Origin of the sequence: Streptococcus sp. 20925_1_22 (assembly GCF_041431685.1) — a bacterium.
GTDB lineage: Bacteria > Bacillota > Bacilli > Lactobacillales > Streptococcaceae > Streptococcus.
Map to the genome: position 1 here is coordinate 263,308 of NZ_JAPVYE010000001.1, position 24,285 is coordinate 287,592.

Below are 24,285 nucleotides of genomic sequence, written 5' to 3' on the forward strand. Positions count from 1 at the left end.
TAGAGCGGAAAAGGATAAATAAGTATGAAAAGTAAAAAAATAACTAAATGGAAGAGTATTGTAATCACTCTGCTCTTGCTTCTAGGAGCAGCGGTTTATTTCCTTTGGAGCAAGGAAGAGGCAAAGAAGTTCCAAGAAAAATACGGACAGTTTACGTATTATTCTCCTGAATATGAACCTGTTTATAGGTTTCTTGAAAACGGTAAGGCTATTGCTTATAATTGGAAAGTTGTAAATTCTGAAGAACAGGAAAATATGAAAAAAGCAAAATCATATATAGATCCTGAGTATAATGTCATATGAGAGTTTGACTCCGGATATTTCGTCAATAGTTACATGAAGCTCAAAGCTAATCCCAATCTATTGAATAAAGATGAATTTAATCGAAATATTCCTCAAAAAGGGGAATATTGGAAGTTGGCAGTCTACAAATTCCAGAATAAAAAATTAAAAAAGAGAGAATTTGATGTTTTTGAAATGGTTCGTAACTACGACCCTGATTTGATTCCGATAAAAATACGTTCACATATTATAGCGGACTCAAACGCTCAAAAGTATTATGCAGTAATCTATTTAAGAAAGAAGTCAACTGCTAAAGAAAAGGCATATTGTATTGATCTAGATGAAGGGAGAATTGTTTCAGATAAGGGAATTAATCCATATAGAGATCTTCCTAATAATTTTACGACCTCCACTAATTTTGCTGAACGTATGGAAAAAAGAGGTGTCGCGCTTCATTTAACATGGATGTCTATGGAAAGTTCTTATTCAGAAAAACAATTTGAGAATTCACTTCTATCAAGTAAATATCCCAAAATATACAAAATTATGCAAGGTGAGGATGCTCGTATTACTTTCTTAAATAAAGAAACCGATGTTGAATTAGTAAAAAACGTAACTGAACTCTTCTTTCCGCCAGGGACTAATGTATTTGAGAACGTGACTATCCCAGCTAAATATTCAGTAGATGGGCAGGAACATGTCATTAATTCAGCGGAAGAATTACAAAAATACTATAAGGAATGAGAAAACTAGAAAAAGATATTTTTGCCAATTTTAAAGAGGATTTTCCTCTTTTTTCTTTTTATTTAATTTTATTGCATTTGCAATAAAATGTGATATAATATGTTTAAATAAAATTTTAAAGGAGGGGATATGTCAGTATTGCGGGAAATTGGGATTATCGCCCGAGCTTTGGATTCCATTGCTAATATTGAGTTCCGTGACATAGAGCTGGCACGGGGGCAATATCTTTATCTGGTTCGAATCGCGGAGAATCCAGGGATCATTCAAGAGGTGCTGTCGGAGCTTCTCAAGGTGGATCGCTCAACGGTTGCCCGTTCTGTTAAGAAGCTAGAGGCCAAGGGCTTGGTGCAGCAGAAGGCAGCCAAGGACAACAAGAAGAACAAGGAATGGTTTGTGACGGAAAAAGGAGAAAAACTTTATCCTTTTATCCTAGCTGAAAATGACTATTCTGAAGAGACGTCCTTGCAGGGCTTTTCTCAGGCGGAAGTTCAAGCCTTGGAGGAAATGCTGGTCCGAGTGCGTGAAAACATCACAGGTAACTGGGAAGCCGTCAAAAAAGGACAAAAAAGAAACTATTAAGATTGAAGAGGTAGAATATGAAAGTTACAGTTGAACATGAGTTTTGGCAAGTATTTCCGGAAGCTCAGATTAGTATTTTAGTGGTCAAAGGGCTGGATAATAGTGTGGATGAAAGTAAGGACCCATATTTCAAATCCCTGCTGGATAAGGGATCAAAGCAAGCTGGGGACTTTATCCCAGACGAGAACTTCACTCAAAATGAAGTCATTCAGGAGTGGCGGCAGGCTTTCAGCAAATTCAAGACCAAGAAAGGAGCACGATCCTCTATCGAAGCCCTGCTCAAGCGGGTTAGTCAGGGGCGGGAATTTCATCCAATCAATCCTTTGGTCGATATCTACAACAGTGTCTCGCTGTCTTATGCGGTTCCATGTGGCGGTGAGGATTTGGATAAAATTGTCGGAGGTCTTCATCTAGGAAAAGCCAAGGGTGGCGAAGCCTTTTTCCCGCTGGGAGCTGAGAGTGACGCGCCGGCTCTGCCAGAAGAAATCATCTACTATGATGAAGAGGGGGCTGTCTGCCGTTGCCTTAACTGGCGAGAAGCCCAGCGGACTATGTTAACAGAGGAGACCAAGGATGCCATCTTGGTCATTGAGGCCATCAATGAAGAGCAAGCAGCGCGTGCCCAAGCAGCTATGACAGAACTCCATACTCTGATTGAGGAGTATTTTGGTGTCAAAGGTGAAATCACTCATCTGACGCTTGACAATCCAAGCTTGGAAATCTGAGACTAAAAAAATCTGGATCAGATAATTCTGGTCCAGATTTGATATTTTTAAGGTTGAAGTGTCATAGTCAATTAGTTTTTCTTGTTTTCAAAGATGAAGAGTTTACTGAAAACATAGTTGAGAACAATAATAAGTACTTGAGAAAAAAGTGACTCGATAGAGTTGATAAGATTGCGGTTATTGTTGACAAATTGCCCGATAATATTAGGATAAGTATCCACTAATAATTTTGCAAGAACGATGTCTAGCAAAAGAGTGCCAGAACGCGCCAGAGCAAATTTAAAAAGTCGCTTTTGCCAACCTTTGCGCTGCTGTTTAAAGACAATGGTATCATTTGTGATAAAGGCAAAAAGAACTGCTGTGACATTAGCAGTAATAGTGGCAAATAATGTCTGTCCCGCAAGAGCGAAGATAAGAAGACGAGTGGTCATATAAACAAGGGTAGCTGCCACACCAAAGAAGAGATAGGACAGAACCTCATTGTCAAAGAATTTTTTGATTAAAGTTTTCATAAAGATAGTCTATCATATTTCTAGGATTTATGCTATACTAGTTGGGTTGCCAAATCTGTGGGGGAATCAACTAATGATGCTCCTCTCATGTGACGCAACCCTTGGCGCTTAGCTTCTTTCGCCAAGCATATTACACGCGGTAAAGCCGCTAAAGGAGAAAACATGAAACAAGAAAAACTGACAGTTCGTGATTTGGCTCAGATTGCCATTGTCGCTGCCATTTATGTAGCTCTTACGATTACTCCGCCTTTAAATGCCATTAGCTATGGTGCTTACCAGTTCAGAATTTCTGAAATGATGAACTTTATGGCTTTTTATAATCGGAAATATATCATGGGAGTGACTATTGGCTGTATGATTGCCAATCTCTATAGTTTTGGAATCGTCGATGTCTTTGTTGGCGGCGGATCCACCTTAGTCTTCCTGTCACTGGGTGTCTACCTTTTCAGTCGCTATAAGAATCAATATCTGATTAAAGGCTTGATTCGTTTGGATCATTTCTATTTTGCAGTTTTATTCTCTATTTCGATGGTGACCATTGCTGCAGAGTTACACTTCTTGCAAGGTCTGCCATTCTTCCTGACTTGGTTTACAACAGCCATTGGAGAGTTTGCTTCCTTGACTGCTGGAGCTATCATTATTAATCAGATTGCGAAAAGGATTGATTTGACAAAATAAGACAGCAGAGAGCGGAATTTCCGCTCTTTTCATATCCTCTTGTTTTTTAGGAAGAATTCGGAACAAATAGAGGAAGATTTTGTGTATTTGTGATAAAATAGAAGTATGAAAGAAAGAATGTCAGAATTAGTAGAATTGCTCAACCGATATGCCCATGAATATTATACGGCAGACAGGCCAAGTGTATCGGACAGCGAGTATGACAGACTCTATCGTGAGTTAGCGGAGTTAGAAGAAAAGTACCCAACCGATATCCTACCTGATAGCCCAACGCATCGGGTGGGTGGGAAGATTTTAGAAGGATTTGAAAAATATCCACATCAGTATCCTCTCTTTAGTTTGCAGGATGCTTTTTCACGTGAAGAATTACTAGCCTTTGACCAGCGAGTTCGTAAGGAGTTTCCTCAGGTCTCTTATCTTTGTGAGCTCAAGATTGACGGGCTCTCTATTTCCCTGACCTATGAAAAGGGAATTTTGGTAGCAGGAGCGACTCGGGGGGACGGCTCTGTTGGTGAAAACATCACTGAAAATCTCAAGCGGGTCAAGGATATTCCTCTGACCTTGAAAGAGCCGCTGGACATTACCGTTCGAGGAGAGTGCTACATGCCTAAGGCTTCCTTTGATGCGGTCAATCAGCTGCGGCAGGAGAACGGTGAGCCTGAGTTTGCCAATCCCCGCAATGCGGCAGCGGGAACCTTGCGCCAGCTGGACACAGCAGTTGTGGCCAAGCGCAATCTAGCAACCTTCCTCTACCAAGAAGCTAGTCCGACTCAGGTTGGCAGCCAAGAAGAAGTCTTAAACAAGCTGGCAGATTTGGACTTCTCAGTCAATCCTACTCATATTCTGGCGGACTCTATTGAATCAGTTTGGGAGTTTATCGAAAAGATCGCTGAGGAGCGGGATAGCCTGCCTTATGAAATTGACGGTATTGTCATCAAGGTTAATGACTTGGCGGTGCAAGAGGAGCTTGGCTTTACTGTCAAGGCACCTAAGTGGGCCATCGCCTATAAATTTCCGGCTGAGGAAAAGGAAGCTCAGCTTCTGTCTGTGGACTGGACAGTGGGGCGGACGGGAGTTGTGACTCCGACAGCTAATCTGACGCCAGTGCAGCTAGCGGGAACGACTGTCAGCCGAGCAACTTTGCACAATGTGGACTATATTGCGGAGAAGGATATTCGTCAGAAAGACACAGTTATAGTCTATAAGGCGGGAGATATTATTCCTGCTGTCTTGCGAGTGGTTGAGTCCAAGCGTGTCTCAGAGGAGACTCTGGAAATACCAAGTCACTGTCCGAGCTGTGAGAGTGAGCTAGTGCACTTTGAAGATGAAGTCGCTCTGCGCTGCATCAACCCTCTCTGTCCGGCCCAGATCAAGGAGGGCTTGATTCACTTTGCCAGCCGGGATGCCATGAACATTACTGGCCTTGGTCCAGCAGTGGTAGAGAAGCTCTTTGCTCAAAATCTAGTCAAGGATGTGGCTGGAATCTATCGGCTGACGGTAGAAAATTTACTAGAACTAGAAAACTTTAAGGAAAAATCAGCAAATAAATTGTATACTGCTATTCAAGCTTCCAAGGAAAACTCGGCTGAACGTCTCTTGTTCGGCTTGGGGATTCGCCATGTGGGAAGTAAGGCCAGTCGGATTTTGCTGGAGAAATTCCATGATATTCCTAAGCTGTCTCAGGCCAGCCAAGAAGAGATTGCGGCTATTGACAGTCTTGGAACTGTGATTGCCCAAAGCCTGCATACCTATTTTGAGCAGGAAGGCTCTCAGATTCTTTTGGCGGAGCTGCAGGAAGCAGGTGTGAATCTAGACTATCTGGGGCAAAAGGCAGCGGCTGATGCAGCCCTATCAGGTATGACGGTTGTTTTGACTGGTAAATTACAAAAATTGACACGCAATCAAGCTAAAGAAAAATTGCAGAGTCTGGGTGCTAATGTTTCTGGATCTGTTTCTAAAAAAACGGATTTGGTAGTGGCTGGCCAAGATGCCGGCAGCAAGCTGGACAAGGCTCAGGAGTTAGGAATTGAAATTCGGGATGAAGATTGGCTTGATAGCTTATGAGGCTGAAGTATGAAGGATAAGATTAAACGAGCACGATTGATTTATAACCCGACTTCGGGACAGGAAATTATTAAGAAAAATATTGCGGAAGTTTTGGATGTCTTGGAGGATGTGGGCTATGAAACCAGCGCCTACCAAACTACTCCAGCGCCTCTTTCTGCTCAAAAAGAAGCTGAAAGAGCAGCAAAAGCAGGATTTGATTTGATTATTGCGGCAGGCGGCGACGGTACCATCAATGAGGTAGTTAATGGCGTGGCGAATCTGGATGAACGGCCTAAATTGGCCTTTATCCCAACTGGCACAACCAACGATTATGCGCGTGCTCTGAAGATTCCCATGGGAGACCCAGTAGCGGCAGCCCGCATTATTGAAAAGAACCAGACCATTAAAATGGATATTGGCCGGGCCTATGGTAACAAGTATTTTATAAATATTGCGGCAGCTGGAACCTTGACAGAGCTAACTTACAGCGTACCTAGCGAGGTCAAATCCCGCCTAGGCTACTTTGCCTATGTCGCAGAAGGAGCAAAAAAGCTCCCTCGCTCTAAGTTCCGCAAGGTTCGTATTAAGCACGACCACGGTGTCTTTGAAGGGAAGATTTCGCTGATGTTTGCGGCTCTGACCAACTCTATCGGTGGTTTTGAAAAGCTAGCGCCAGACACTAAATTAGACGACGGGAATTTTACCTTGATTTTGGTCAAGACAGCTAATCTCTTTGACATGCTGAGTCTGATGATGCAGGCTATCAATGGCGGTCAGCACGTTGGCGATATCAATGTAGAATACCTCAAAACAAGCAAGCTGCAGCTGGAAGTTTTAGATAAAAAAGGTCCATTTATGCTGAATTTGGATGGAGAATACGGCGGTGATACGCCTGTTGAACTGGAAGTGCTGCACGGACATTTGGAATTTTTTGCCAATATTGACGAAATCAGTCAGACAGCCCTTTCAATAGAATAATTTTAGATAAGAGATGAAAGAACATGCTAGACTATAAAGTCTTAGTCCATTACCACAATCCTACTGGAGATTATTTCTCCTATGATATGTGGCAGTGGCAAATAAACCAATGGGGAAAGGAAGCAGCCTTTTCCAAACTTGATTATTTTGGTATTCAGGGGGAATTATCATTTGAGACATGGGAGCCCTTAAATCACGCTCATGTGATTATCAAACGCTCAGACTGGTCTAGCCAGTCCTGTGACTATCATATTGATCTGTTGCCTCCTCATCTGGTGACGGAAATTTGGCTGATTGAGGGGGATGCGCAGGTTTATTATTCCTTGCAGGCTGCAACGACGAGTCACCAGTATTCACGCCGGCGTCCTCATAACTTTGATATGGCCCTGAGAACAGACTATTTCGATGAGTGCTGGGGCTATCAAGGCTGGTTGGGACACCGTCAGACGGACGGCGCACATACTTTCAAGGTTTGGGCACCGACAGCTAGGAAGGTAGAGCTGGTAGTCTATGAATCGGCTGACAATCAAGCTCCTGTTTATAAAATCTTCCCAATGCAAAAAGGAGACCGATATTCTCACGACCATAAGGAAAATACCATCGGTGTCTGGTCAACTGAAATAGCAGAAGACTTGACCGGCAAAACTTATCAATACCATGTTAGCTTTGAATACCGCAATTTCTATACTCGCGATCCCTATACTGTTGCGACCAGTCCAGATGGCAAGCGATCAGCGATTCTTGGAGCAGATGAGACAGAAGTAGCTGGTTTTCAAGTTCGGCAAGGCAAAGAAGCTGTCTGGCGTTTGGACAATCCCAATCAGGCGGTGATTTATGAGATGCACATTCGGGATTTGACCAAGTCGGAGACTTCAGGCGTGGATAGTCAGCTGCGCGGGACCTTCTTGGGAGCCTGTCAAACAGGCTCTACCAATCATCGTGGGCAAAAGACAGGCTTTGACTATATCTGCGATTTAGGCGTTAATGTTGTCCAACTTCAGCCCGTGTCTGATCGTCACAAGGACTATGATGAAAATGGAGAGCTGATCTACAACTGGGGCTATGACCCGCAGAATTATCATGCTCCGGAGACCAGCTTTTCCAGCAATCCTGCTGATCCTGCGCAGGCCATTCGTGATTTGAAAACGATGATTCAGGCCTACCATGATGCGGGGATTTCTGTGACATTGGATGTTGTCTACAATCACATCTACTCGACCTATGATTCTGCTTTCCAAGCTACGGTACCGGACTATTACTATCGGATGAATCCTAACGGCTCTTTCCAAAATGGAACTGGAGTGGGGAGTGAGACGGCCAGCGAGCACGAAATGTTTCGCAAGTTTATGATTGACTCTCTGCTTTACTGGGTGAAGGAGTTCAATGTAGACGGCTTCCGCTTCGACCTGATGGGAATTCATGATGTGGAAACGATGAATGCCATCCGTCAAGCTATGGATGAGGTGGATCCGAGAATCCTGCTCTATGGAGAAGGCTGGGATATGGGAACGGGCTTGAGGCCAGAAGACAAGGCCAAAAAGGACAATGCTTATCAGTTGCCGCGGATTGGATTTTTCAATGATACAGAGCGAGATGCGGTCAAAGGTGCAGAAGTTTATGGTGGCATCAAGGCTGGTTTTGTTAGTGGTCAGGCGACGGAGGATATCGTCGCTAAGTCTATCCTTGGCAGCAGTGAGCTAGGCAGCTATCTCAGTCCTGATCAAGTTCTTAACTACGTTGAGGCACACGATAATTTCAATCTGCATGATTTGCTTGCGGAGCTGCATCCTGATGATGATGTTCTGACTCGCACCAAGCGGATTGAGCTGGCAACTGCCATGAACCTGCTCATGCAGGGTATGGCTTTCATGGAAGTGGGACAGGAATTTTCCCGCACCAAGCTTGTAGCTACGGAGGAAGACGGCCAAGTTCTTCACAGTGATCGCGAAAGGGCTATGAACAGCTACAATGCGCCAGATGCAGTCAATCAGGTGAATTGGGATATTTTGCAGGACCATCAAGAGAGTATTGATTTTATCAAGGACACCATTCGCCTCAAGACAAGCTGCAAGGCCTTTTCTTATCAGACCTATGAAGACATTTATAAGCATGTCTTTGTCCAATCAGCAGAGCAGGGCAGTGGCTTGATTATCTTCGAAATCAAGGACGACAAGCATTATCAAGTCATTTTTAATGCCAGCGGCCTGCCTTACTATCTGCCTAATGCAGATAAGCTGCGCCTTGTAGTTGGCAATAGCCGTCATAAGAAGCCTTTCTATGTTGAAAATCTGACGGTTTCTGTTTTTGAAGTTATTCAATAAGTTATTAGCTACATGAAAAGCGGCTCTTTGTCAACTGTAGTGGGTTGATGAAAAGTTATAATCTGGAGAGGACTAAATCAGTCCTCTTCTTTTTGATATTCAAAGCGATGAGGATTCTAGTTTTAAAGTTGTCAAAGTTCCGAAAGCCGAAAGCGTTTCGCTTGATGACCTTGATGAGGTTGTTAGTAGCTTCTAGTTTTGCGTTTGAGTAGGGCAGTTCCAGCGCGTTCAAGATCTTGTCCTTATCTTTCATAAAGGTCTTAAAAACAGTTTGAAAGATAGGCTTCACACACGAAATGTTATCTTCAATGAGTCCAAAGAAATGTTCAGCTTGTTTCTTTTGAAAATGAAAAAGTAAGAGTTGGTAGAGTTTATAGTGTTCTCTGAGTTCTTGAGAGTACGAGAGAATCTTTTCAAGAATCTCTTTATTAGTTAAGTGCATGCGAAAAGTTGGACGATAAAAACGTTTATGGCTTAGTTTTCGACTATCCTGTTGAATGAGTTTCCAGTAGCGTTTGATGGCCTTATATTTGTACGATTTTCTATCCAACTGATTCATGATTTGGATGCGAAGACGGTTCATAGACCGGCTGAGATGTTGTACAATATGAAATCAATCGAGGACGATTTTAGCTGAAGGAAATAGTTTTCTGGCAATATCGTAGTAGGGGCTAAACATGTCAATGGTTATGACTTTTACTAGGCTTCTCACCTGTTTAGAATAACGAAGGAAATGATTGCGAATCGTTGCTTTTCATTATAGGTCTTATGGGACTTTTTTCTACAACAAATAGACTCCATCATTCCTACAGCGGTTTTACCCACTACAGAAATTATAGAGCCTGAAAAGCCTTAAGTCCATTGGACTTAAGGCTTTTGCTACCTATGGATTGGCTGTGGAACTAGAGCTGGAAGAGCTTGAGTCTTCTTGACTGCTGTCTTCGTCGCTGCTGCTAGTTTGGAACTGCTCTGGATGCAGTGCCCGGTAGCTTGGCGAATTAAATAAGTCCACAGTGGAGACATTGCCTCGCTTGGAGTAAAGACTGGTTGATTGGTCGCCTTTTTCTTTTTCAATAGCTAACAAGGCTTTCATTGAATTAAGATAAGAGTAATCTTTAGGGTTGACCTTGCTCAAGTCATTTCCCTTGTAGAAGCGAATCAAGTCACCGGTTTGAATAGCATCACTCATCTTCAGCTGAGTATTGGCGGCATTACGAATCTCATCCAGCTCTTTCTTGATGGTTTCGTCTGGATTGGTAATTTCCTCACCGGTCTGGGTGTAGTAGGTCCGTCCGTTGAAGCTAGTGTATTTTGGAGTGACAAAGTTATTGCTGGATCGGAAAGCTGTGATTTGCTGATGCTGAGATGACAGTAGGTCTTGTCCAACTTGAAGGTAGTTCTTAGAGTCAATGCCCAGCAAATGCTCCAATGTTGGCAGCATATCCACTTGACCGCCGTAAGTATCAATTATCTTTCCTTTGTCCATGCCAGGCACCACTACCATGTATGGTACGCGCTGCATCATGGCATTGTCGTAGTTGGACCAAGTCTCAGAAGTCTTGCCTACAAGAGGGGCTAAGTTAGGATTACGGGTTTGGGAAATTCCAAAATGGTCTCCATAGAGAACGATAATAGAGTTGTCATAGAGACCGGATTCTTTGAGATAGTCAAACAAGGCCTTGACAGAAGAATCTAGATAGTTGGCAGTGGCAAAGTAGCCGTTGATGGTTTCATCCTTGGTCTTGGCCAGCGGGAAGCCAATCTCGTCACCAATCAAGCTAGTCGTGTAAGGATAGTGATTGGAAACCGTGATATATTTAGCATAGAAAGGCTGCTGCAGGTGTTCCAGATATTTGATGGAATCTTTCAGCATAATCTTATCGTTCAAGCCGTACTGGAAGGAGTTGGTGTCGTCCTGCTTGGTAAAGTAAGACGCATCGAAGAAATAGTTATAACCCCATTGCTTATAAGCTGTATTGCGGTTCCAGAAGCTTCCTGTATTTCCATGGAAAACAGCAGAAGTATAGCCGCCATTTTTGGAAAGAATAAAAGGTGCAGCTTGCTGGGTATTGGTACCACCGTAGTTGACCATGAAGGATCCTTGATTGAGACCGAAGAGCCCAGTTTCAATCATGGTTTCAGCATCAGAAGTCTTACCAGCCTTGACCTGGTTGAAGACATTAGAGAAAGCCAGAGTCGAATTGGAGTGGTAGAGGGAATTGAGGAAAGGTGTCACCTCGTACTCTTTCCCATCTGCCTGCAGCTTATAGTCAATCAGGAACTGCTGGAAGCTTTCCAGATGGACGTAGATGACATTGCGACCCTTGGCAATCCCGTAATATTCTGGATTTGGTTCCGCATAGTGGGATTGGATATATTCTGTTACTGGTTCCAAGTCTTTTTCAGAAGCTTTGGAGCGCTCACGATTGGCGGTATATGTCTGGTTAGCACTGTAACCTAGAAAGGCTGGCAAGCCCAGAGCACGAACAACATAATAGTTGGAAAATCCACGTGACAAGAGCTCAGGCCGGTCAATTTCAGCCAAGAAAAGGTTGGCTGAGAATAGCATGGCAGACAGGGATGTCACAGCAAAGCTGGCGCGTTTATTGAAAGGCCTGTCATCCATGCGGATGTATTTCTTAAAGAATAAGAAGGCCAAAATCGGGAAATCAATCAGATAAAGAATATCCCAAGGGCGGAAGAGCTCAAGTGCTGCTTCCCCAAGTCCAGCTGAAACGCTGCTAGAAGCCAGCATGGTATTGACTGTAACAAAGTCGCTGAACTCGCGATAGTAAATGGAGTTAGATACCAGCCAAGCAAAGAGAAGCAGATAGATTCCGAAGGCTAGGCTGTAGAATAATTTGGTTCGTTTTACATAAAGTGCCAGTCCCAGCAGCAAGAGGCTGATAGGGAAAGGGTTTATAATAGCTAAAAATACTTGATAGGCACCTTGAATATCAAGGTTAAAATCAATCGTGTAGGCCCACATGGTTTTTATCCAATAGAGGACCAGTAAAATCAAGACAAAACCTAGTCTCGTACTCATGAAATTGAGTAAATTCTTGGTTATTTTTTTCACAAAAAGTTACTTCCTTGTCTTATTTCCTAAAAATTTTCTCCTCTAAGTATAACATAATTTCTCCAGTTAAGGAAAATTTGAGCCGCATTTGAGATATTTTAAATCGGCGAAATTGTAATATTTCTATAAAAGCCTTATCCTCTCTATAGAGAGGTTTATAGTCGTTTTGCACTTGTTTGTGAAATCTTTTATTAACTCAAATGTAAAATATGTTTTGAGAATTTTCACAATCTTTGGTATAATATAATTTATGAATAAACTTACTGTTAGTCAAGAGGCAGAAGAAAAACTGAGAAAGGGCATTCTTTTATTAGATAAAAAGGATTTTGGCGCTCTTTCGCTTCAGAATCAATGTGTGGAGCTGCAAAACCGTCAGGGAAAGTTCTTAGGCACAGCTTATCTCTCTCCGCAGAATAAGGGAGTAGGCTGGCTGGTTTCCCAGAAGAAGGTAGAGCTGAACTCGGATTTTTTTCAAGGCCTCTTTGAGCAGGCTAAGAGCAGACGTTCTACTTATTTTCATTCGGCTGACATGACAGCCTTTCGACTCTTTAATCAAGAGGGGGATGGCTTTGGTGGCTTCACGGTGGATTTCTACAATGACTTTGCGCTTTTTTCTTGGTACAATGACTTTGTCTTTGCTATCAAGGAGCAGATTCTGACAGCCTTCGCTAAGGTTTTCCCAGAGATTCAGGGAGTTTATGAAAAGATTCGTTTCAAGGGTTTGGACTATGAATCGGCTCATCTCTATGGAGCGGAAGCACCGGAAACCTTCACAGTCTTGGAGAATGGTGTTCGCTATCAGGTTTTTCTGAATGACGGTCTTATGACCGGTATCTTTCTGGATCAGCACGATGTGCGTGCAAGTCTGGTAGATGGTCTGGCTGCTGGTAAAAGTTTACTCAATATGTTTTCCTACACAGCAGCTTTTTCAGTAGCAGCAGCTATGGGCGGCGCCAGTCAGACAGTATCAGTTGATTTGGCCAAGCGCAGCCGTGAGCTGTCTGAAGCTCATTTTATGGCCAATGGTCTGACACTGGATCAGCATCGCTTTCAGGTGATGGATGTCTTTGATTATTTCAAATACGCTAAGCGTCATGATCTAAGCTTTGATGTCATTGTCATAGATCCGCCCAGCTTTGCTAGAAATAAAAAGCGAACATTCTCAGTTGTTAAAGATTATCATCGTTTTGTTGCACAAGCTTTGGAAATTCTGAATCCTCAGGGAATCATGATTTTAAGTACCAATGCAGCCAATCTTTCCAAAAGTAAGTTTAAACAAGAAATTGAAAAAGGTCTTGCCGGCAGAAAGCACCGCTATCTTGCGGAGTATGGCTTGCCAGCAGACTTTGTCTATAATAAAAAAGACGGGAGCAGTAATTACCTCAAGGTATTTACAATAAAGGTGGACCAATGAAATTAGTCGTTTCTGTAATGCCCAAGAGTTTAGAAGAAGCTCAAGAAATTGATGTATCACGCTACGAAGATGCGGATATTATTGAATGGCGGGCAGATTTTCTGGCCAAGGATGACATTTTAAATGTTGCGCCAGCTATTTTTGAAAAATTTGCCGGACGTGAATTGATTTTCACCTTGCGGACTCGTCAGGAAGGTGGAGAAATCGAACTATCCGATGATGAATACGTAGCTCTCATCAAGGAAGTAGCCGGTTTTTACCAGCCTGACTATATTGACTTTGAATACTTCTCTCACAAGGGGAAATTTGAAGAAATGCTTGAGTTTCCTAATCTGGTGCTGAGCTACCATAACTTTGAGGAGACGCCTGAAAATATGATGGAAATCCTGTCTGAGCTGACTTCTCTGACCCCTAAGGTGGTCAAGGTTTCTGTCATGGCTCACAATGAGCAGGATGTGCTGGACTTGATGAACTATACTCGCGGTTTCAAGACTTTGAATCCTGAGCAGGATTTTGTCACCATTTCCATGGGAAAAGTCGGCAAGATTTCACGCATTGCGGCTGATTTGACAGGTTCCAGCTGGTCATTTGCCAGTCAGGATATGGCGTCAGCACCTGGTCAGATTTCCCTGAGCAATATGAAGAAAATCCAGGAGATTTTGAATGAGAATTAATGGGCACACCCGCATGGCTGCTGTGGTTGCTAAGCCAATTAAGCACAGTATTTCTCCTCTTATTCACAATATGGCTTTTGAAAAGACTGGTGTCAATGGTGTCTATCTAGCTTGGGAAGTAGAAGCGAAGGATCTGCAGGCCAGTATAGAAAATATCCGCAGATACGATATGTTTGGTGTCAATCTTTCCATGCCCTACAAGCAGGAAGTGATACCTTATCTAGATGAGCTGGATGTCAGCGCCCGCCTTATCGGGGCGGTCAATACGGTTGTGAATAAAAATGGAATTTTAGTTGGTTATAACACAGATGGCAAGGGATTTTTTAAGAGCTTGCCTTCTTTTGCTATTCGGGGCAAAAAAATGACGATTTTGGGAGCAGGTGGAGCTGCGACAGCTATTATTGCTCAAGCAGCTTTGGACCAAGCAGAGGAAATTTTCGTCTTTACTCGGCAAGCCTCCTATGAGAAGACTGTCAGAAAGATAGCAGCTATCAGCCACCAAACCAAGAGTCGGATCCAGGTACTAACCTTGGAAGATGTGGATAGCTTGCAGGATAAAATCAACCAATCAGACCTTCTGGTAAATGGGACTAGTTTAGGAATGGATGGTATCAGCATGCCCCTGCCTGAACAGCTTGAGCTGCCTTGCCAGATTTTAGTTGCGGATGTTATCTACCAACCTTTTGAAACGCCCTTTCTCAAATGGGCCAGAAATCAAAATGTCACAGCGGTCAACGGACTTGGTATGCTGCTCTATCAGGGAGCAGAAGCCTTTGAGCTTTGGACTGGTAAAACCATGCCTAGTCAGGAAATTTTGCAGTGTTTAGAAGAATTGTATAAATAAGGAGGCGCTTATGAAACTAAATGTGAATCTCACGCATCATCCCTATGATATTCTCATCGAAAAAGGGTCTTTATCTCAGGCTGGAAGTTGGCTGAGTCAGCTTTGGCAGCCTCAAAAGGTAGTCATCGTAACGGACAATCGAGTGGCTCGACTCTATGCGGAAAAGGTCAAGCTGAGCTTGGAAGCGGCTGGGTTTGAGGCCTTGGTCTTTGACTTTTTGGAGGGTGAAGCCAGCAAGAACTTAAAGACGGTCAACAAGGTCTATGAGTTTTTGGTCAAGGTTGGTCTGACCCGCAGCGACGGGATCGTTGCCTTGGGTGGCGGCGTTGTTGGTGATTTGGCAGGATTTGTTGCATCGACCTACATGCGGGGCGTTCATTTCGTGCAGATTCCGACTAGTCTGACAGCTCAAGTGGACTCCTCTATCGGTGGTAAGACAGGTGTCAATACGCCTTGGGCCAAGAATATGGTCGGGACTTTTACCCAGCCTGACGGAGTTCTGATTGACCCAGAAGTCTTGGATACCTTGGGCCAGCGGGAACTGATTGAAGGTATGGGCGAGGTAGTCAAGTACGGCTTGATTGAGGATAAGAAACTCTGGGATGAGCTGTCAAAAATGGATGGCAGTCCAGAGTCGATTTTGGAGCATGCAGAGAGCATCATCTACCATTCCTGCGATGTCAAGCGTAAGATTGTGGTCGAGGACGAGCTGGATAATGGCGTTCGCCTCTATCTGAATTTCGGCCATACTATTGGGCACGCTATTGAAGCAACAGCAGGCTACGGAAAAGTCATGCACGGTGAAGCTGTGGCGATTGGCATGGTACAGGTTTCTCGAGTCGCTGAAAAGAAATGCCTCATGCCAGCCGGGATTACAGAAGATATCATCCGTATGTGTCAGAAGTTTGGCTTGCCGGTGGATTACCAGCCTTGGAATGAGAATGCTCTCTATCAGGCTCTGATCCACGATAAGAAAGCACGAGGCAACTCTATCAAACTAGTACTGGTGCCCGAGCTAGGGTCGGCTAGTATTCACCAGATTCCGCTGGAAGAGATGAAAGAATTTCTGAAGAAATAAGTGCCAGATGGAGTTTAAGACGATTGGACAGTTTGGATAAAAATAGACAAGTTGTCCATATCTTTCCATCCCAGAAATAGGAGAAAATGTATGAGATACTTAACAGCAGGAGAATCCCACGGACCACGCCTGACAGCTATTATTGAGGGAGTGCCGGCTGGTCTTCCTCTGACAGCTGACTATATCAATGCTGAGCTCAAGCGCCGTCAGGGTGGGTACGGTCGCGGTGCTCGCATGAAGATTGAGAGCGACCAAGTCGAGATTACGTCTGGGGTTCGCCATGGCTTGACCATGGGCGGCCCGCTTACCCTCAATGTCACGAACCTGGATCATCAGAAGTGGCTGGAGATTATGAGCGAGGCAGATGTGGATGAAAAGAAAAAAGGGCTGCGCAAGATTACCAAACCACGCCCTGGCCATGCGGACTTGGTTGGTGGTATGAAATACCGCTTTGACGATTTGCGAAATTCTCTGGAGCGTTCTTCTGCCCGCGAAACGACCATGCGTGTAGCAGTCGGAGCGGTAGCCAAGCGCTTGCTGGAAGAAATCGGTGTAGAGGTAGCCAGCCATATCGTAACCTTCGGAGGCATTGATATTGATGTTCCAGATCAGCTCACTGTATCAGAAATCAAGGAAAGAGCTGCCCAGTCAGAGGTTTCCATTGTCAATCCCGAGCGCGAAGAAGAGATCAAGGCCTACATTGATCAGATTAAGAAAGACGGGGATACCATCGGTGGTGTCATTGAGACTGTCGTTGGTGGTGTGCCGGTCGGTCTGGGCTCCTATGTCCAATGGGACAAGAAGCTGGATGCCAAAATTGCTCAGGGAGTCTTGTCCATAAATGCTTTCAAGGGAGTTGAGTTTGGCGTGGGCTTTGAAGCCGGCCGTCTCAAGGGCAGTCAAGTCATGGATGAAATCCTCTGGTCTGAGGAAGAAGGCTTCACTCGCAGAACCAATAATCTAGGCGGCTTTGAGGGCGGTATGACCAATGGTCAGCCAATCGTAGTGCGAGGTGTCATGAAGCCCATTCCAACCCTTTACAAGCCACTGATGAGCGTTGATATTGAGACCCACGAGCCCTATAAGGCGACAGTGGAACGGAGCGATCCTACGGCTCTGCCAGCGGCAGGTGTTGTCATGGAAAGCGTGGTGGCAACAGTTTTAGCCACCGAAGTTCTGGAGAAGTTTTCTTCGGACAATCTGGAAGAACTAAAGGATGCGGTAGCCCGCCATCGGGAATTTGTCAAGAACTTTTAGAAGTAAGGAGAAGGGCATGGAGAGAAAAACAGTCTATATCGCAGGTCTGGGACTGATTGGAGCTTCCTTGGCTCTGGGCATCAGGCGAGCTCATCCTGAGATAGAGATTCTTGGCTATAATCGCAGTGAGGAATCACGCAGGGTTGCCTTAGAACGTGGAATGGTAGCCCGGGTAACGGATGATTTTGCCGCCTTTGCTCCTTTGGCTGATGTGATTATTCTGGCTGTGCCTATCAAACAGACCATAGCATTTATCAAGGAACTAGCGGAGCTGGACCTGAAGGAAAATGTTATCATCTCAGATGCAGGCTCAACTAAATCGGAAATTGTGGCGGCCGCAGAAAGATATCTGCAAAATAAAGCTGTCCGCTTTGTTGGTGCTCATCCCATGGCTGGAAGTCACAAGACCGGAGCCAAGGCTGCTCATGTCACTCTCTTTGAAAATGCCTATTATATCTTCACGCCCTCTAGTCTGACCAAGCCAGGTACACTTGAGGAAATGAAAGACTTACTGAGTGGTCTTCATGCCCGCTTTATCCAAGTGGACGCAGCCGAGCACGACCGAGTGACCAGTCAAATCAGCCATTTTCCGCATATCTTAGCCTCCAGCCTTATGGAGCAAGCGGCAGCTTATAGCCAAGAGCATGAGCTGACCCAGTCTTTTGCAGCTGGTGGTTTTCGCGATATGACGCGGATTGCGGAGAGTGAGCCGGGTATGTGGACCTCTATCCTCTTGACAAATCCTCAAGCTATCTTGGAGCGGCTGGAAGATTTTAAAAACCAGTTAGACAAGGTTGCCGCAGCGATTGAGGCTAAGGACGAGACAGCTATCTGGAAATTTTTTGACCGAGGACGGCAGAGTCGCAAGCAGATGGAAATTCATAAACGAGCTGGTGTGGATAGCTTTTATGACCTCTTTATTGAAGTGCCTGACGAAGAAGATGCGATTTTGGGTATTTTGGAACTCCTGCGAGGAATTTCTGTCGTCAATATTCGGATTAACGAGGAAAACCGAGAAGATATCAACGGTATTCTGCAAATCACCTTTAAAAATCACCAAGATTTGGAAAAATCTGCTACAATAGTAAGAGAAAATACGGATTACCTAGTGTCCGAAGACTAATATAGATTGGAGAACTCTATGTCAAATATTTATGATTTAGCCAATGAACTGAGCAGAAATCTGCGTGATTTGCCTGAGTACCAAGCAGTCGCAGAAAGCAAGAAAGCAGTAGATGCTGATAGCGAAGCGAAGGCTATTTTTACAGATTATCTGGCTTTCCAGCAAGAGTTGCAACAGCTGGCTCAGACTGGTCAGGTACCTACTCAGGAGGTGCAGGACAAGATGACTTCCTTTGGCGAGAAGATTCAGGGCAATGCTGTTCTTTCTGAATTTTTCAATAAGCAGCAGCAACTGTCCATCTATCTAGCGGACATTGAGCGTATCATCTTTGATCCAGTGCAGGATTTGCTTAAGTAGGCTATTAAAAAGAAGAATCTGGGATGAATACTCGGATTCTTTTTGCTTTAGCTAGGATTCCAGAAATTTTAAGAATTTCTGGTCTTTTTATGATAAAATAAGAAGCAACAAAGGAAAGTACGAGGTCACCTATGAAATTATCAATCAATGTAAGAGGCCTGAAGGGCCGTATCCGCGTACCTGGAGATAAATCTATCAGCCACCGTTCCATTATTTTTGGCAGTTTGGCCAAGGGGGTCACTACTGTTCGCGACATTTTGCGAGGAGAAGATGTGCTGTCTACCATGCAGGTTTTTCGTGACTTAGGCGTGCAGATTGAGGACGATGGAAATTTAGTCAAGATTCATGGCGTAGGATTTGAAGGCCTGCAAGCACCGAAAAATAAGCTGGATATGGGCAATTCTGGAACGTCTATCCGTTTGATTTCTGGTGTTTTGGCCGGTCAGGATTTCAAAGCGGAGATGTTTGGTGACGACAGTCTATCCAAGCGCCCTATGGATCGGGTGACCATTCCTCTGCGGCAGATGGGAGTCGAGATTGCTGGTCGGACTGAGCGTGATTTACCACCGCTCAAGATGAAGGGCAGTAGGGAACTGAAGTCTATTCATTATCAGCTGCCAGTGGCTTCTGCTCAGGTTAAGTCGGCCTTGATTTTTGCTGCTCTGCAGGCTCAGGGAGAGTCGGTTATTATAGAAAAGGAAATCACCCGTAATCATACAGAAGATATGATTGCCCAGTTTGGTGGGCAGATTGAGGTCAAGGGCAAGGAAATTCGCATTCAGGGTGGTCAGGAATTCACTGCTCAGGAAGTGACGGTTCCAGGTGACATTTCCAGTGCGGCTTTCTGGCTGGTGGCTGGATTGATTGTACCGGACTCTAAGATTGTTTTAGAAAATGTCGGCATCAATGAAACTCGTACAGGGATTCTAGAAGTGATAGAGGCTATGGGCGGACGGATGACGCTGTCAGATGTCGATCAAGTAGCCAAGTCTGCAACCATCACCGTTGAGACGTCTGAGCTTAAGGGCACTGAGATTGGCGGCGAGATTATCCCACGCTTGATTGATGAGTTGCCGATTATTGCGCTTCTGGCGACTCAAGCTCATGGACGGACTGTCATTCGTGATGCTGAGGAGCTCAAGGTCAAGGAGACTGACCGGATCCAGGTAGTGGCAGACGCGCTCAATAGCATGGGCGCAGCTATTACCCCGACGGAAGATGGCATGATTATCGAAGGAAAAACACCTCTTCATGGTGCACAGGTCAACACCTTGGGTGACCATCGCATCGGGATGATGACGGCAATTGCTGCTTTGTTGGCTCAAAGCGGTCAGGTAGAACTTGAGCGGTCTGAAGCTATTAAGACCAGCTATCCAAGTTTCTTCAGCGACTTGGAGGGCTTGATGCATGGCTAAGATATTGCTGGGCTTTATGGGAGCCGGAAAATCCACAGTAGCCAGAGGCTTAGCCCAAGATTTTGTCGATATGGATGAACTGCTTTGCCAGCGGCTGGGCATGTCTATCAAGGACTATTTTGACCAGCACGGTGAAGCGGCCTTTCGGGCTGCTGAAGCCCAACTCTTGGCTGAGTTGATCGATACGGACTTGGTCGTCTCAACTGGCGGCGGTGTAGTCGTCAGCCCAGAAAACCGCAGATTACTGGCTCAGAATGCTGACAATATCTATCTGAAAGCAGATTTTGAAACACTCTATCAGAGAATCCAGCAGGATGCTGAGCAGGAACGGCCCTTGTTCTTAAACCAGAGCAAGTCAGACTTGCAGAAGATTTTTGATCAGCGTCAGGCCTGGTATGAGGAAGTAGCGACCCAGATTGTCGATACGAGGCTCAAAAGCCCGCAGGAAATTATTGAGGAAATTCAATGAAAATAGCATTTTTAGGTCCTAGAGGCTCCTTTTCTCACCATGTAGCCCAAGCTGCCTTTCCCATTGAGGACTTGGTACCCTATCAGAATATCACCGAGGTCATGAAGGCTTATGAGGCTAGGGAAGTGGATTACTCGGTTGTTCCGGTGGAAAATTCCATTGAGGGCAGTGTCCATGAAACCTTGGACTATCTCTTTCATCAAGCAGACATTCAGGCGGTGGCTGAAATCGTCCAGCCCATTAAGCAGCAGCTTTTAGTGACTGATTTGGAGAAGCCAATTGAGAAGATATTTTCTCACCCGCAGGCTATTGCTCAAGGAAAGAAATACATCCGCCAGCATTATCCGCAGGCTGCCATTGAGGTCACGGCTAGTACAGCTTATGCAGCTCGTTTTGTGGCAGAGCATCCTGAAAAGAATTTTGCGGCTATTGCCCCGCGCACGGCTGCAGCAGAATACGGGCTCAAAGTAGCGGCCAGCGACATTCAGGAAATGGAAGAAAATTATACCCGCTTCTGGATTCTGGGTCATGAGGTGCCTGAGCTTCAACTGACCAAGACAGGAGACAAGCAGACACTGGCTTTGACCTTGCCGGACAATCTGCCTGGTGCCCTCTATAAGGCTTTGTCGACCTTTGCTTGGCGTGGGATTGACCTGACCAAGATTGAGAGCCGGCCTCTAAAAACGGCTCTGGGAGAATATTTCTTCATTATAGACATTGACAACGAACAGAAAAAATTGGCGGATTTTGCCTATCAAGAGTTGACAAGTCTTGGAATTACTTATAAAATTTTTGGTAGCTACAGTGTGTTTCTGATTCAGGACAAGTAGCAGTAGATTGGAGAAGAGATGAAGAAACCAGAAAATCTTAGCCATCATGAACAGCTCCGCTTAGATTATCTCTACAAAAATTATTATTATCTAAACGATAAAGAAAAGAAAGAATTTGACTATCTGCGTCAGAAGTCCAAGGGGATTGGCGGTTCAGTCAGTGTGCCTGACCATGAAGAGCAGCCGCATACAGCTAGTGACACCTATGAGCAAGAGCCAGTGGAAATGGATTCTTCTGGTCTTTTGCCCAAGTACCCTGAGCGTTCTTCTCGCAGCAGAAAGCAAAAGAAGGAGCCTGAAGCTCTGGCAGGAGCTGGTCTGGGACAAGACAAGCATAAAAAAACCCGCAAAAAAATCCGCTTGAAACGAATTCTGCTTTGGGCAGGGATTTTCCTGCTGATGGTCTTGGGGGGCATGATTTTCATGTTTGTCAAAGGCTTGACGACAGCTCATACTGGCAATTCTAAACCAGCAGAAACGGAATTTTTTGACGGCAAGGATACTAAGGACGGAGTGAATATCCTCATTCTCGGAACGGACGGCCGGGTTGGTGACGACTCGACTGAGACGCGGACCGACTCTATTATGGTCTTGAATGTTGGTAATAAGGATCACAAGGTGAAATTGGTCAGCTTTATGCGTGATACCCTCATTCACATTGACGGCGTCAGCAATGAGTACACCGATCCGTCGCAGGCAGATTACTATGACCAAAAGCTCAATTCTGCCTATACGATTGGGGAGCAAAACCACAACCGTGGTGCAGACTATGTCCGCCAGATGCTCAAAGATAATTTCGATTTGGACATCAAATATTATGCACTGGTGGATTTCCAGACCTTTGCTACAGCTATTGACACCCTTTTCCCAAATGGCGTCAGTATGAATGCCCAGTTCTCAACGATTGATGGGGAGAAAGTGACAGAAGTTGAAGTGCCAGATGACCTGAATATGAAAGACGGTGTGGTGCCTAATCAAACAATCAAGGTCGGTCAGCAGCAGATGGACGGTCGGACCTTGCTCAACTATGCTCGCTTCCGTAAGGATGACGAGGGCGACTTTGGCCGGACCCGCCGCCAGCAGGAAGTATTGACAGCTGTTTTCCAGCAGGTCAAGGATCCGACTAAGCTTTTTACTGGATCAGAGGCTCTGGGTAAGGTCTTTGCCTTGACTTCGACCAATGTGCCTTACAGCTTCTTATTGACTAATGGTCTCTCTATGGCCGGAGATTCCCGCAATGGAGTTGAGCGCCTGACGATTCCTGAAAATGGCGACTGGGTTGATACCTATGATATGTACGGTGGCCAAGGACTCTTGATTGACTTTGAAGCCTATAAAGAAAGACTGCAGCAAATGGGTCTCAGATAAGATATATGATATAATGAAAGGTAGGACGATGTCCTGCCTTTTCTTTTAGGAAATGGCAGAGCGATAAAGCAGAAAGAGAAAAATATGTTAAAAAAGAATGATGTGATTGAAGTTGAAATCGTGGATCTGAGCCACGAGGGAGCAGGGGTGGCCAAGGCAGAAGGCCTGGTTTTCTTTGTGGAAAATGCCCTGCCGGGTGAGCTCATCCGCATGCGTGTACTCAAGGTCAACAAAAAAATCGGCTTTGGCAAGGTAGAGGAATTTCTCCGTACTTCAAACCAGCGCAATGAAAATCTTGATATGGCTTATCTGCGTACGGGGATTGCCGACTTGGGGCATCTGAACTACCCAGCCCAGCTGGACTTCAAACGCAAGCAGGTCAAGGATAGTCTTTATAAGATTGCTGGTTTGTCTGATGTTGAGGTGCCGCCTACACTTGGTATGGAGCAGCCGCTGGGCTACCGTAATAAGGCTCAAGTGCCTGTCCGCCGTGTCAATGGCCAGCTGGAAACAGGATTTTTCCGGAAAAATTCCCATGACCTCCTGCCGATTGAAGATTTCTATATTCAGGACCCAGTCATTGACCAAGTTATCCTCTTTACACGCGACCTGCTGCGTCGCTTTGACCTCAAACCTTATGATGAGCAGGAAAAGACGGGACTCATTCGCAATCTAGTTGTTCGCCGTGGCCATTATTCAGGGGAAATCATGGTAATCTTGGTCACAACTCGGCCTAAAATCTTCCGAGTGGAGCAGATGATAGAGCGTTTAACAGAAGCTTTCCCAGCTATCAAGTCCATCATGCAGAATATCAACGACCAGCCGGGTAATGCGATTTTCGGAAAAGACTGGCGAACGCTTTATGGCCAAGACTACATTACCGACCAGATGCTGGGAAATGACTTCCAGATTGCTGCGCCCGCCTTTTACCAAGTCAATACCGAAATGGCAGAAAAGCTCTATCAGACAGCCATTGACTTTGCTGAGCTGACTGCAGATGATGTGGTTATCGATGCCTACTCGGGTATCGGAACGATTGGGCTCTCTGTCGCGAAGCATGTCAAGGAAATCTATGGTGTGGAAGTGATTCCAGAAGCGGTCGAAAATAGCCGAAAGAATGCGGCAATCAACGGTATTACCAATGCTAGCTATGTCTGCGCCCCTGCTGAAGAAGCCATCCAAAACTGGCTCAAAGAGGGTATCCAAGCGGATGTCATCCTAGTTGATCCACCAAGAAAAGGCCTGACAGAGAGCTTCATCAAAGCCAGCGTCAGCATGGAGCCCAAGAAAATCACTTATATCTCCTGCAATGTCGCAACCATGGCGCGTGATATCAAACTCTATCAAGAATTAGGATATGAGTTGAAGAAAGTCCAGCCGGTGGATTTATTTCCGCAAACGCATCACGTTGAGGCGGTATCACTGCTGGTTCGAGCTGAGGTATCAGCGAAGTAGAAGTAGATGCTCCGCCCATGGGATAGGACTCGTAGAATGAGGAGGGAAACCGACGAA

Annotated in this window: 20 protein-coding genes, 2 pseudogenes and 1 riboswitch; of the genes and pseudogenes, 19 read left to right on the forward strand and 3 right to left on the reverse strand. The window is 45.0% G+C overall.

The genetic code is table 11. The annotated features are described in order from the left end of the window. The first annotated feature begins 24 nt into the window (after positions 1-24). The 3 genes and pseudogenes from O3621_RS01360 (at position 25) to O3621_RS01370 (ending at position 2,330) form a co-directional block, all read left to right on the forward strand. Positions 25-1,026, forward strand: a pseudogene (locus tag O3621_RS01360) (hypothetical protein). Positions 1,027-1,155: 129 nt separating this feature from the next. Then, a complete protein-coding gene (locus tag O3621_RS01365) occupies positions 1,156-1,605 on the forward strand; it encodes a MarR family winged helix-turn-helix transcriptional regulator (protein ID WP_371513353.1) in 450 nt (149 codons plus the stop codon). 17 nt (positions 1,606-1,622) lie between these two features. After that, positions 1,623-2,330, forward strand: a complete 708-nt coding sequence (locus tag O3621_RS01370; RefSeq protein WP_125342303.1) for a B3/4 domain-containing protein — start codon at positions 1,623-1,625, stop codon at positions 2,328-2,330. Between the two features lie 71 nt (positions 2,331-2,401). Here the strand turns inward: O3621_RS01370 and O3621_RS01375 are convergent, their stop codons facing one another. After that, complete coding sequence (locus O3621_RS01375; RefSeq protein ID WP_371513355.1) at positions 2,402-2,842, reverse strand: GtrA family protein; 441 nt, start codon at positions 2,840-2,842, stop codon at positions 2,402-2,404. Between the two features lie 28 nt (positions 2,843-2,870). Next, a riboswitch (PreQ1 riboswitch) is annotated at positions 2,871-3,007 on the forward strand. On the opposite strand from O3621_RS01375, the gene O3621_RS01380 reads away from it, so the two are divergent. The 4 genes from O3621_RS01380 (at position 3,005) to pulA (ending at position 8,865) form a co-directional block, all read left to right on the forward strand. After that, complete coding sequence (locus tag O3621_RS01380) at positions 3,005-3,520, forward strand: QueT transporter family protein (RefSeq protein WP_371513357.1); 516 nt, start codon at positions 3,005-3,007, stop codon at positions 3,518-3,520. It overlaps the preceding riboswitch by 3 nt. Before the next feature lie 105 nt (positions 3,521-3,625). Then, positions 3,626-5,584 (forward strand): NAD-dependent DNA ligase LigA, encoded by a 1,959-nt coding sequence (gene ligA / locus O3621_RS01385; protein ID WP_371513359.1) that lies wholly within the window; start codon positions 3,626-3,628, stop codon positions 5,582-5,584. 9 nt (positions 5,585-5,593) lie between these two features. After that, on the forward strand, positions 5,594-6,544 hold the full coding sequence (locus O3621_RS01390; RefSeq protein WP_002914839.1) for a diacylglycerol kinase family lipid kinase: 951 nt from the start codon (positions 5,594-5,596) through the stop codon (positions 6,542-6,544). A gap of 23 nt (positions 6,545-6,567) precedes the next feature. Then, positions 6,568-8,865, forward strand: a complete 2,298-nt coding sequence (pulA, locus tag O3621_RS01395) for a type I pullulanase (protein ID WP_371513361.1) — start codon at positions 6,568-6,570, stop codon at positions 8,863-8,865. Between the two features lie 55 nt (positions 8,866-8,920). Here the strand turns inward: pulA and O3621_RS01400 are convergent. Together O3621_RS01400 and O3621_RS01405 are read right to left on the reverse strand one after the other, a co-directional pair. Then, positions 8,921-9,619 (reverse strand): annotated as a pseudogene (locus O3621_RS01400) (ISL3 family transposase); the annotation flags it as partial. A gap of 129 nt (positions 9,620-9,748) precedes the next feature. Next, the gene (locus O3621_RS01405) at positions 9,749-11,944 is read right to left on the reverse strand and encodes an LTA synthase family protein (protein ID WP_371513363.1); all 2,196 of its coding nucleotides are present in this window, start codon (positions 11,942-11,944) and stop codon (positions 9,749-9,751) included. Positions 11,945-12,194: 250 nt separating this feature from the next. On the opposite strand from O3621_RS01405, the gene O3621_RS01410 reads away from it, so the two are divergent. The 12 genes from O3621_RS01410 (at position 12,195) to rlmD (ending at position 24,228) form a co-directional block, all read left to right on the forward strand. Then, positions 12,195-13,358 (forward strand): class I SAM-dependent rRNA methyltransferase, encoded by a 1,164-nt coding sequence (locus tag O3621_RS01410; protein ID WP_371513365.1) that lies wholly within the window; start codon positions 12,195-12,197, stop codon positions 13,356-13,358. Further along, complete coding sequence (aroD, locus tag O3621_RS01415; protein WP_002906180.1) at positions 13,355-14,032, forward strand: type I 3-dehydroquinate dehydratase; 678 nt, start codon at positions 13,355-13,357, stop codon at positions 14,030-14,032. Before O3621_RS01410 ends, aroD begins: the two co-directional genes overlap by 4 nt. Beyond that, a complete protein-coding gene (locus O3621_RS01420) occupies positions 14,022-14,876 on the forward strand; it encodes a shikimate dehydrogenase (protein ID WP_314449765.1) in 855 nt (284 codons plus the stop codon). Before aroD ends, O3621_RS01420 begins: the two co-directional genes overlap by 11 nt. A gap of 10 nt (positions 14,877-14,886) precedes the next feature. Continuing rightward, positions 14,887-15,954, forward strand: a complete 1,068-nt coding sequence (gene aroB, locus O3621_RS01425; RefSeq protein ID WP_314449764.1) for a 3-dehydroquinate synthase — start codon at positions 14,887-14,889, stop codon at positions 15,952-15,954. Between the two features lie 90 nt (positions 15,955-16,044). Then, positions 16,045-17,211, forward strand: coding sequence for a chorismate synthase (aroC, locus tag O3621_RS01430; protein ID WP_314449763.1), 1,167 nt, complete (start codon positions 16,045-16,047; stop codon positions 17,209-17,211). Between the two features lie 16 nt (positions 17,212-17,227). Continuing rightward, on the forward strand, positions 17,228-18,334 hold the full coding sequence (locus tag O3621_RS01435) for a prephenate dehydrogenase (RefSeq protein ID WP_371513369.1): 1,107 nt from the start codon (positions 17,228-17,230) through the stop codon (positions 18,332-18,334). Between the two features lie 18 nt (positions 18,335-18,352). Continuing rightward, positions 18,353-18,691, forward strand: coding sequence for a YlbF/YmcA family competence regulator (locus O3621_RS01440; RefSeq protein WP_125352541.1), 339 nt, complete (start codon positions 18,353-18,355; stop codon positions 18,689-18,691). 131 nt (positions 18,692-18,822) lie between these two features. Continuing rightward, a complete protein-coding gene (gene aroA, locus O3621_RS01445) occupies positions 18,823-20,106 on the forward strand; it encodes a 3-phosphoshikimate 1-carboxyvinyltransferase (RefSeq protein WP_371513371.1) in 1,284 nt (427 codons plus the stop codon). After that, complete coding sequence (locus tag O3621_RS01450) at positions 20,099-20,575, forward strand: shikimate kinase (RefSeq protein ID WP_371513373.1); 477 nt, start codon at positions 20,099-20,101, stop codon at positions 20,573-20,575. The genes aroA and O3621_RS01450 overlap by 8 nt, the downstream gene beginning before the upstream one ends. After that, positions 20,572-21,405: a prephenate dehydratase gene (pheA, locus tag O3621_RS01455; protein ID WP_371513375.1), complete on the forward strand. Its 834-nt coding sequence runs from the start codon at positions 20,572-20,574 to the stop codon at positions 21,403-21,405. The genes O3621_RS01450 and pheA overlap by 4 nt, the downstream gene beginning before the upstream one ends. Positions 21,406-21,423: 18 nt before the next feature. Continuing rightward, positions 21,424-22,773, forward strand: coding sequence for an LCP family protein (locus O3621_RS01460; RefSeq protein ID WP_371513376.1), 1,350 nt, complete (start codon positions 21,424-21,426; stop codon positions 22,771-22,773). Between the two features lie 84 nt (positions 22,774-22,857). Next, positions 22,858-24,228, forward strand: a complete 1,371-nt coding sequence (gene rlmD / locus O3621_RS01465; protein ID WP_371513378.1) for a 23S rRNA (uracil(1939)-C(5))-methyltransferase RlmD — start codon at positions 22,858-22,860, stop codon at positions 24,226-24,228. The last annotated feature ends 57 nt before the right edge of the window (positions 24,229-24,285 follow it).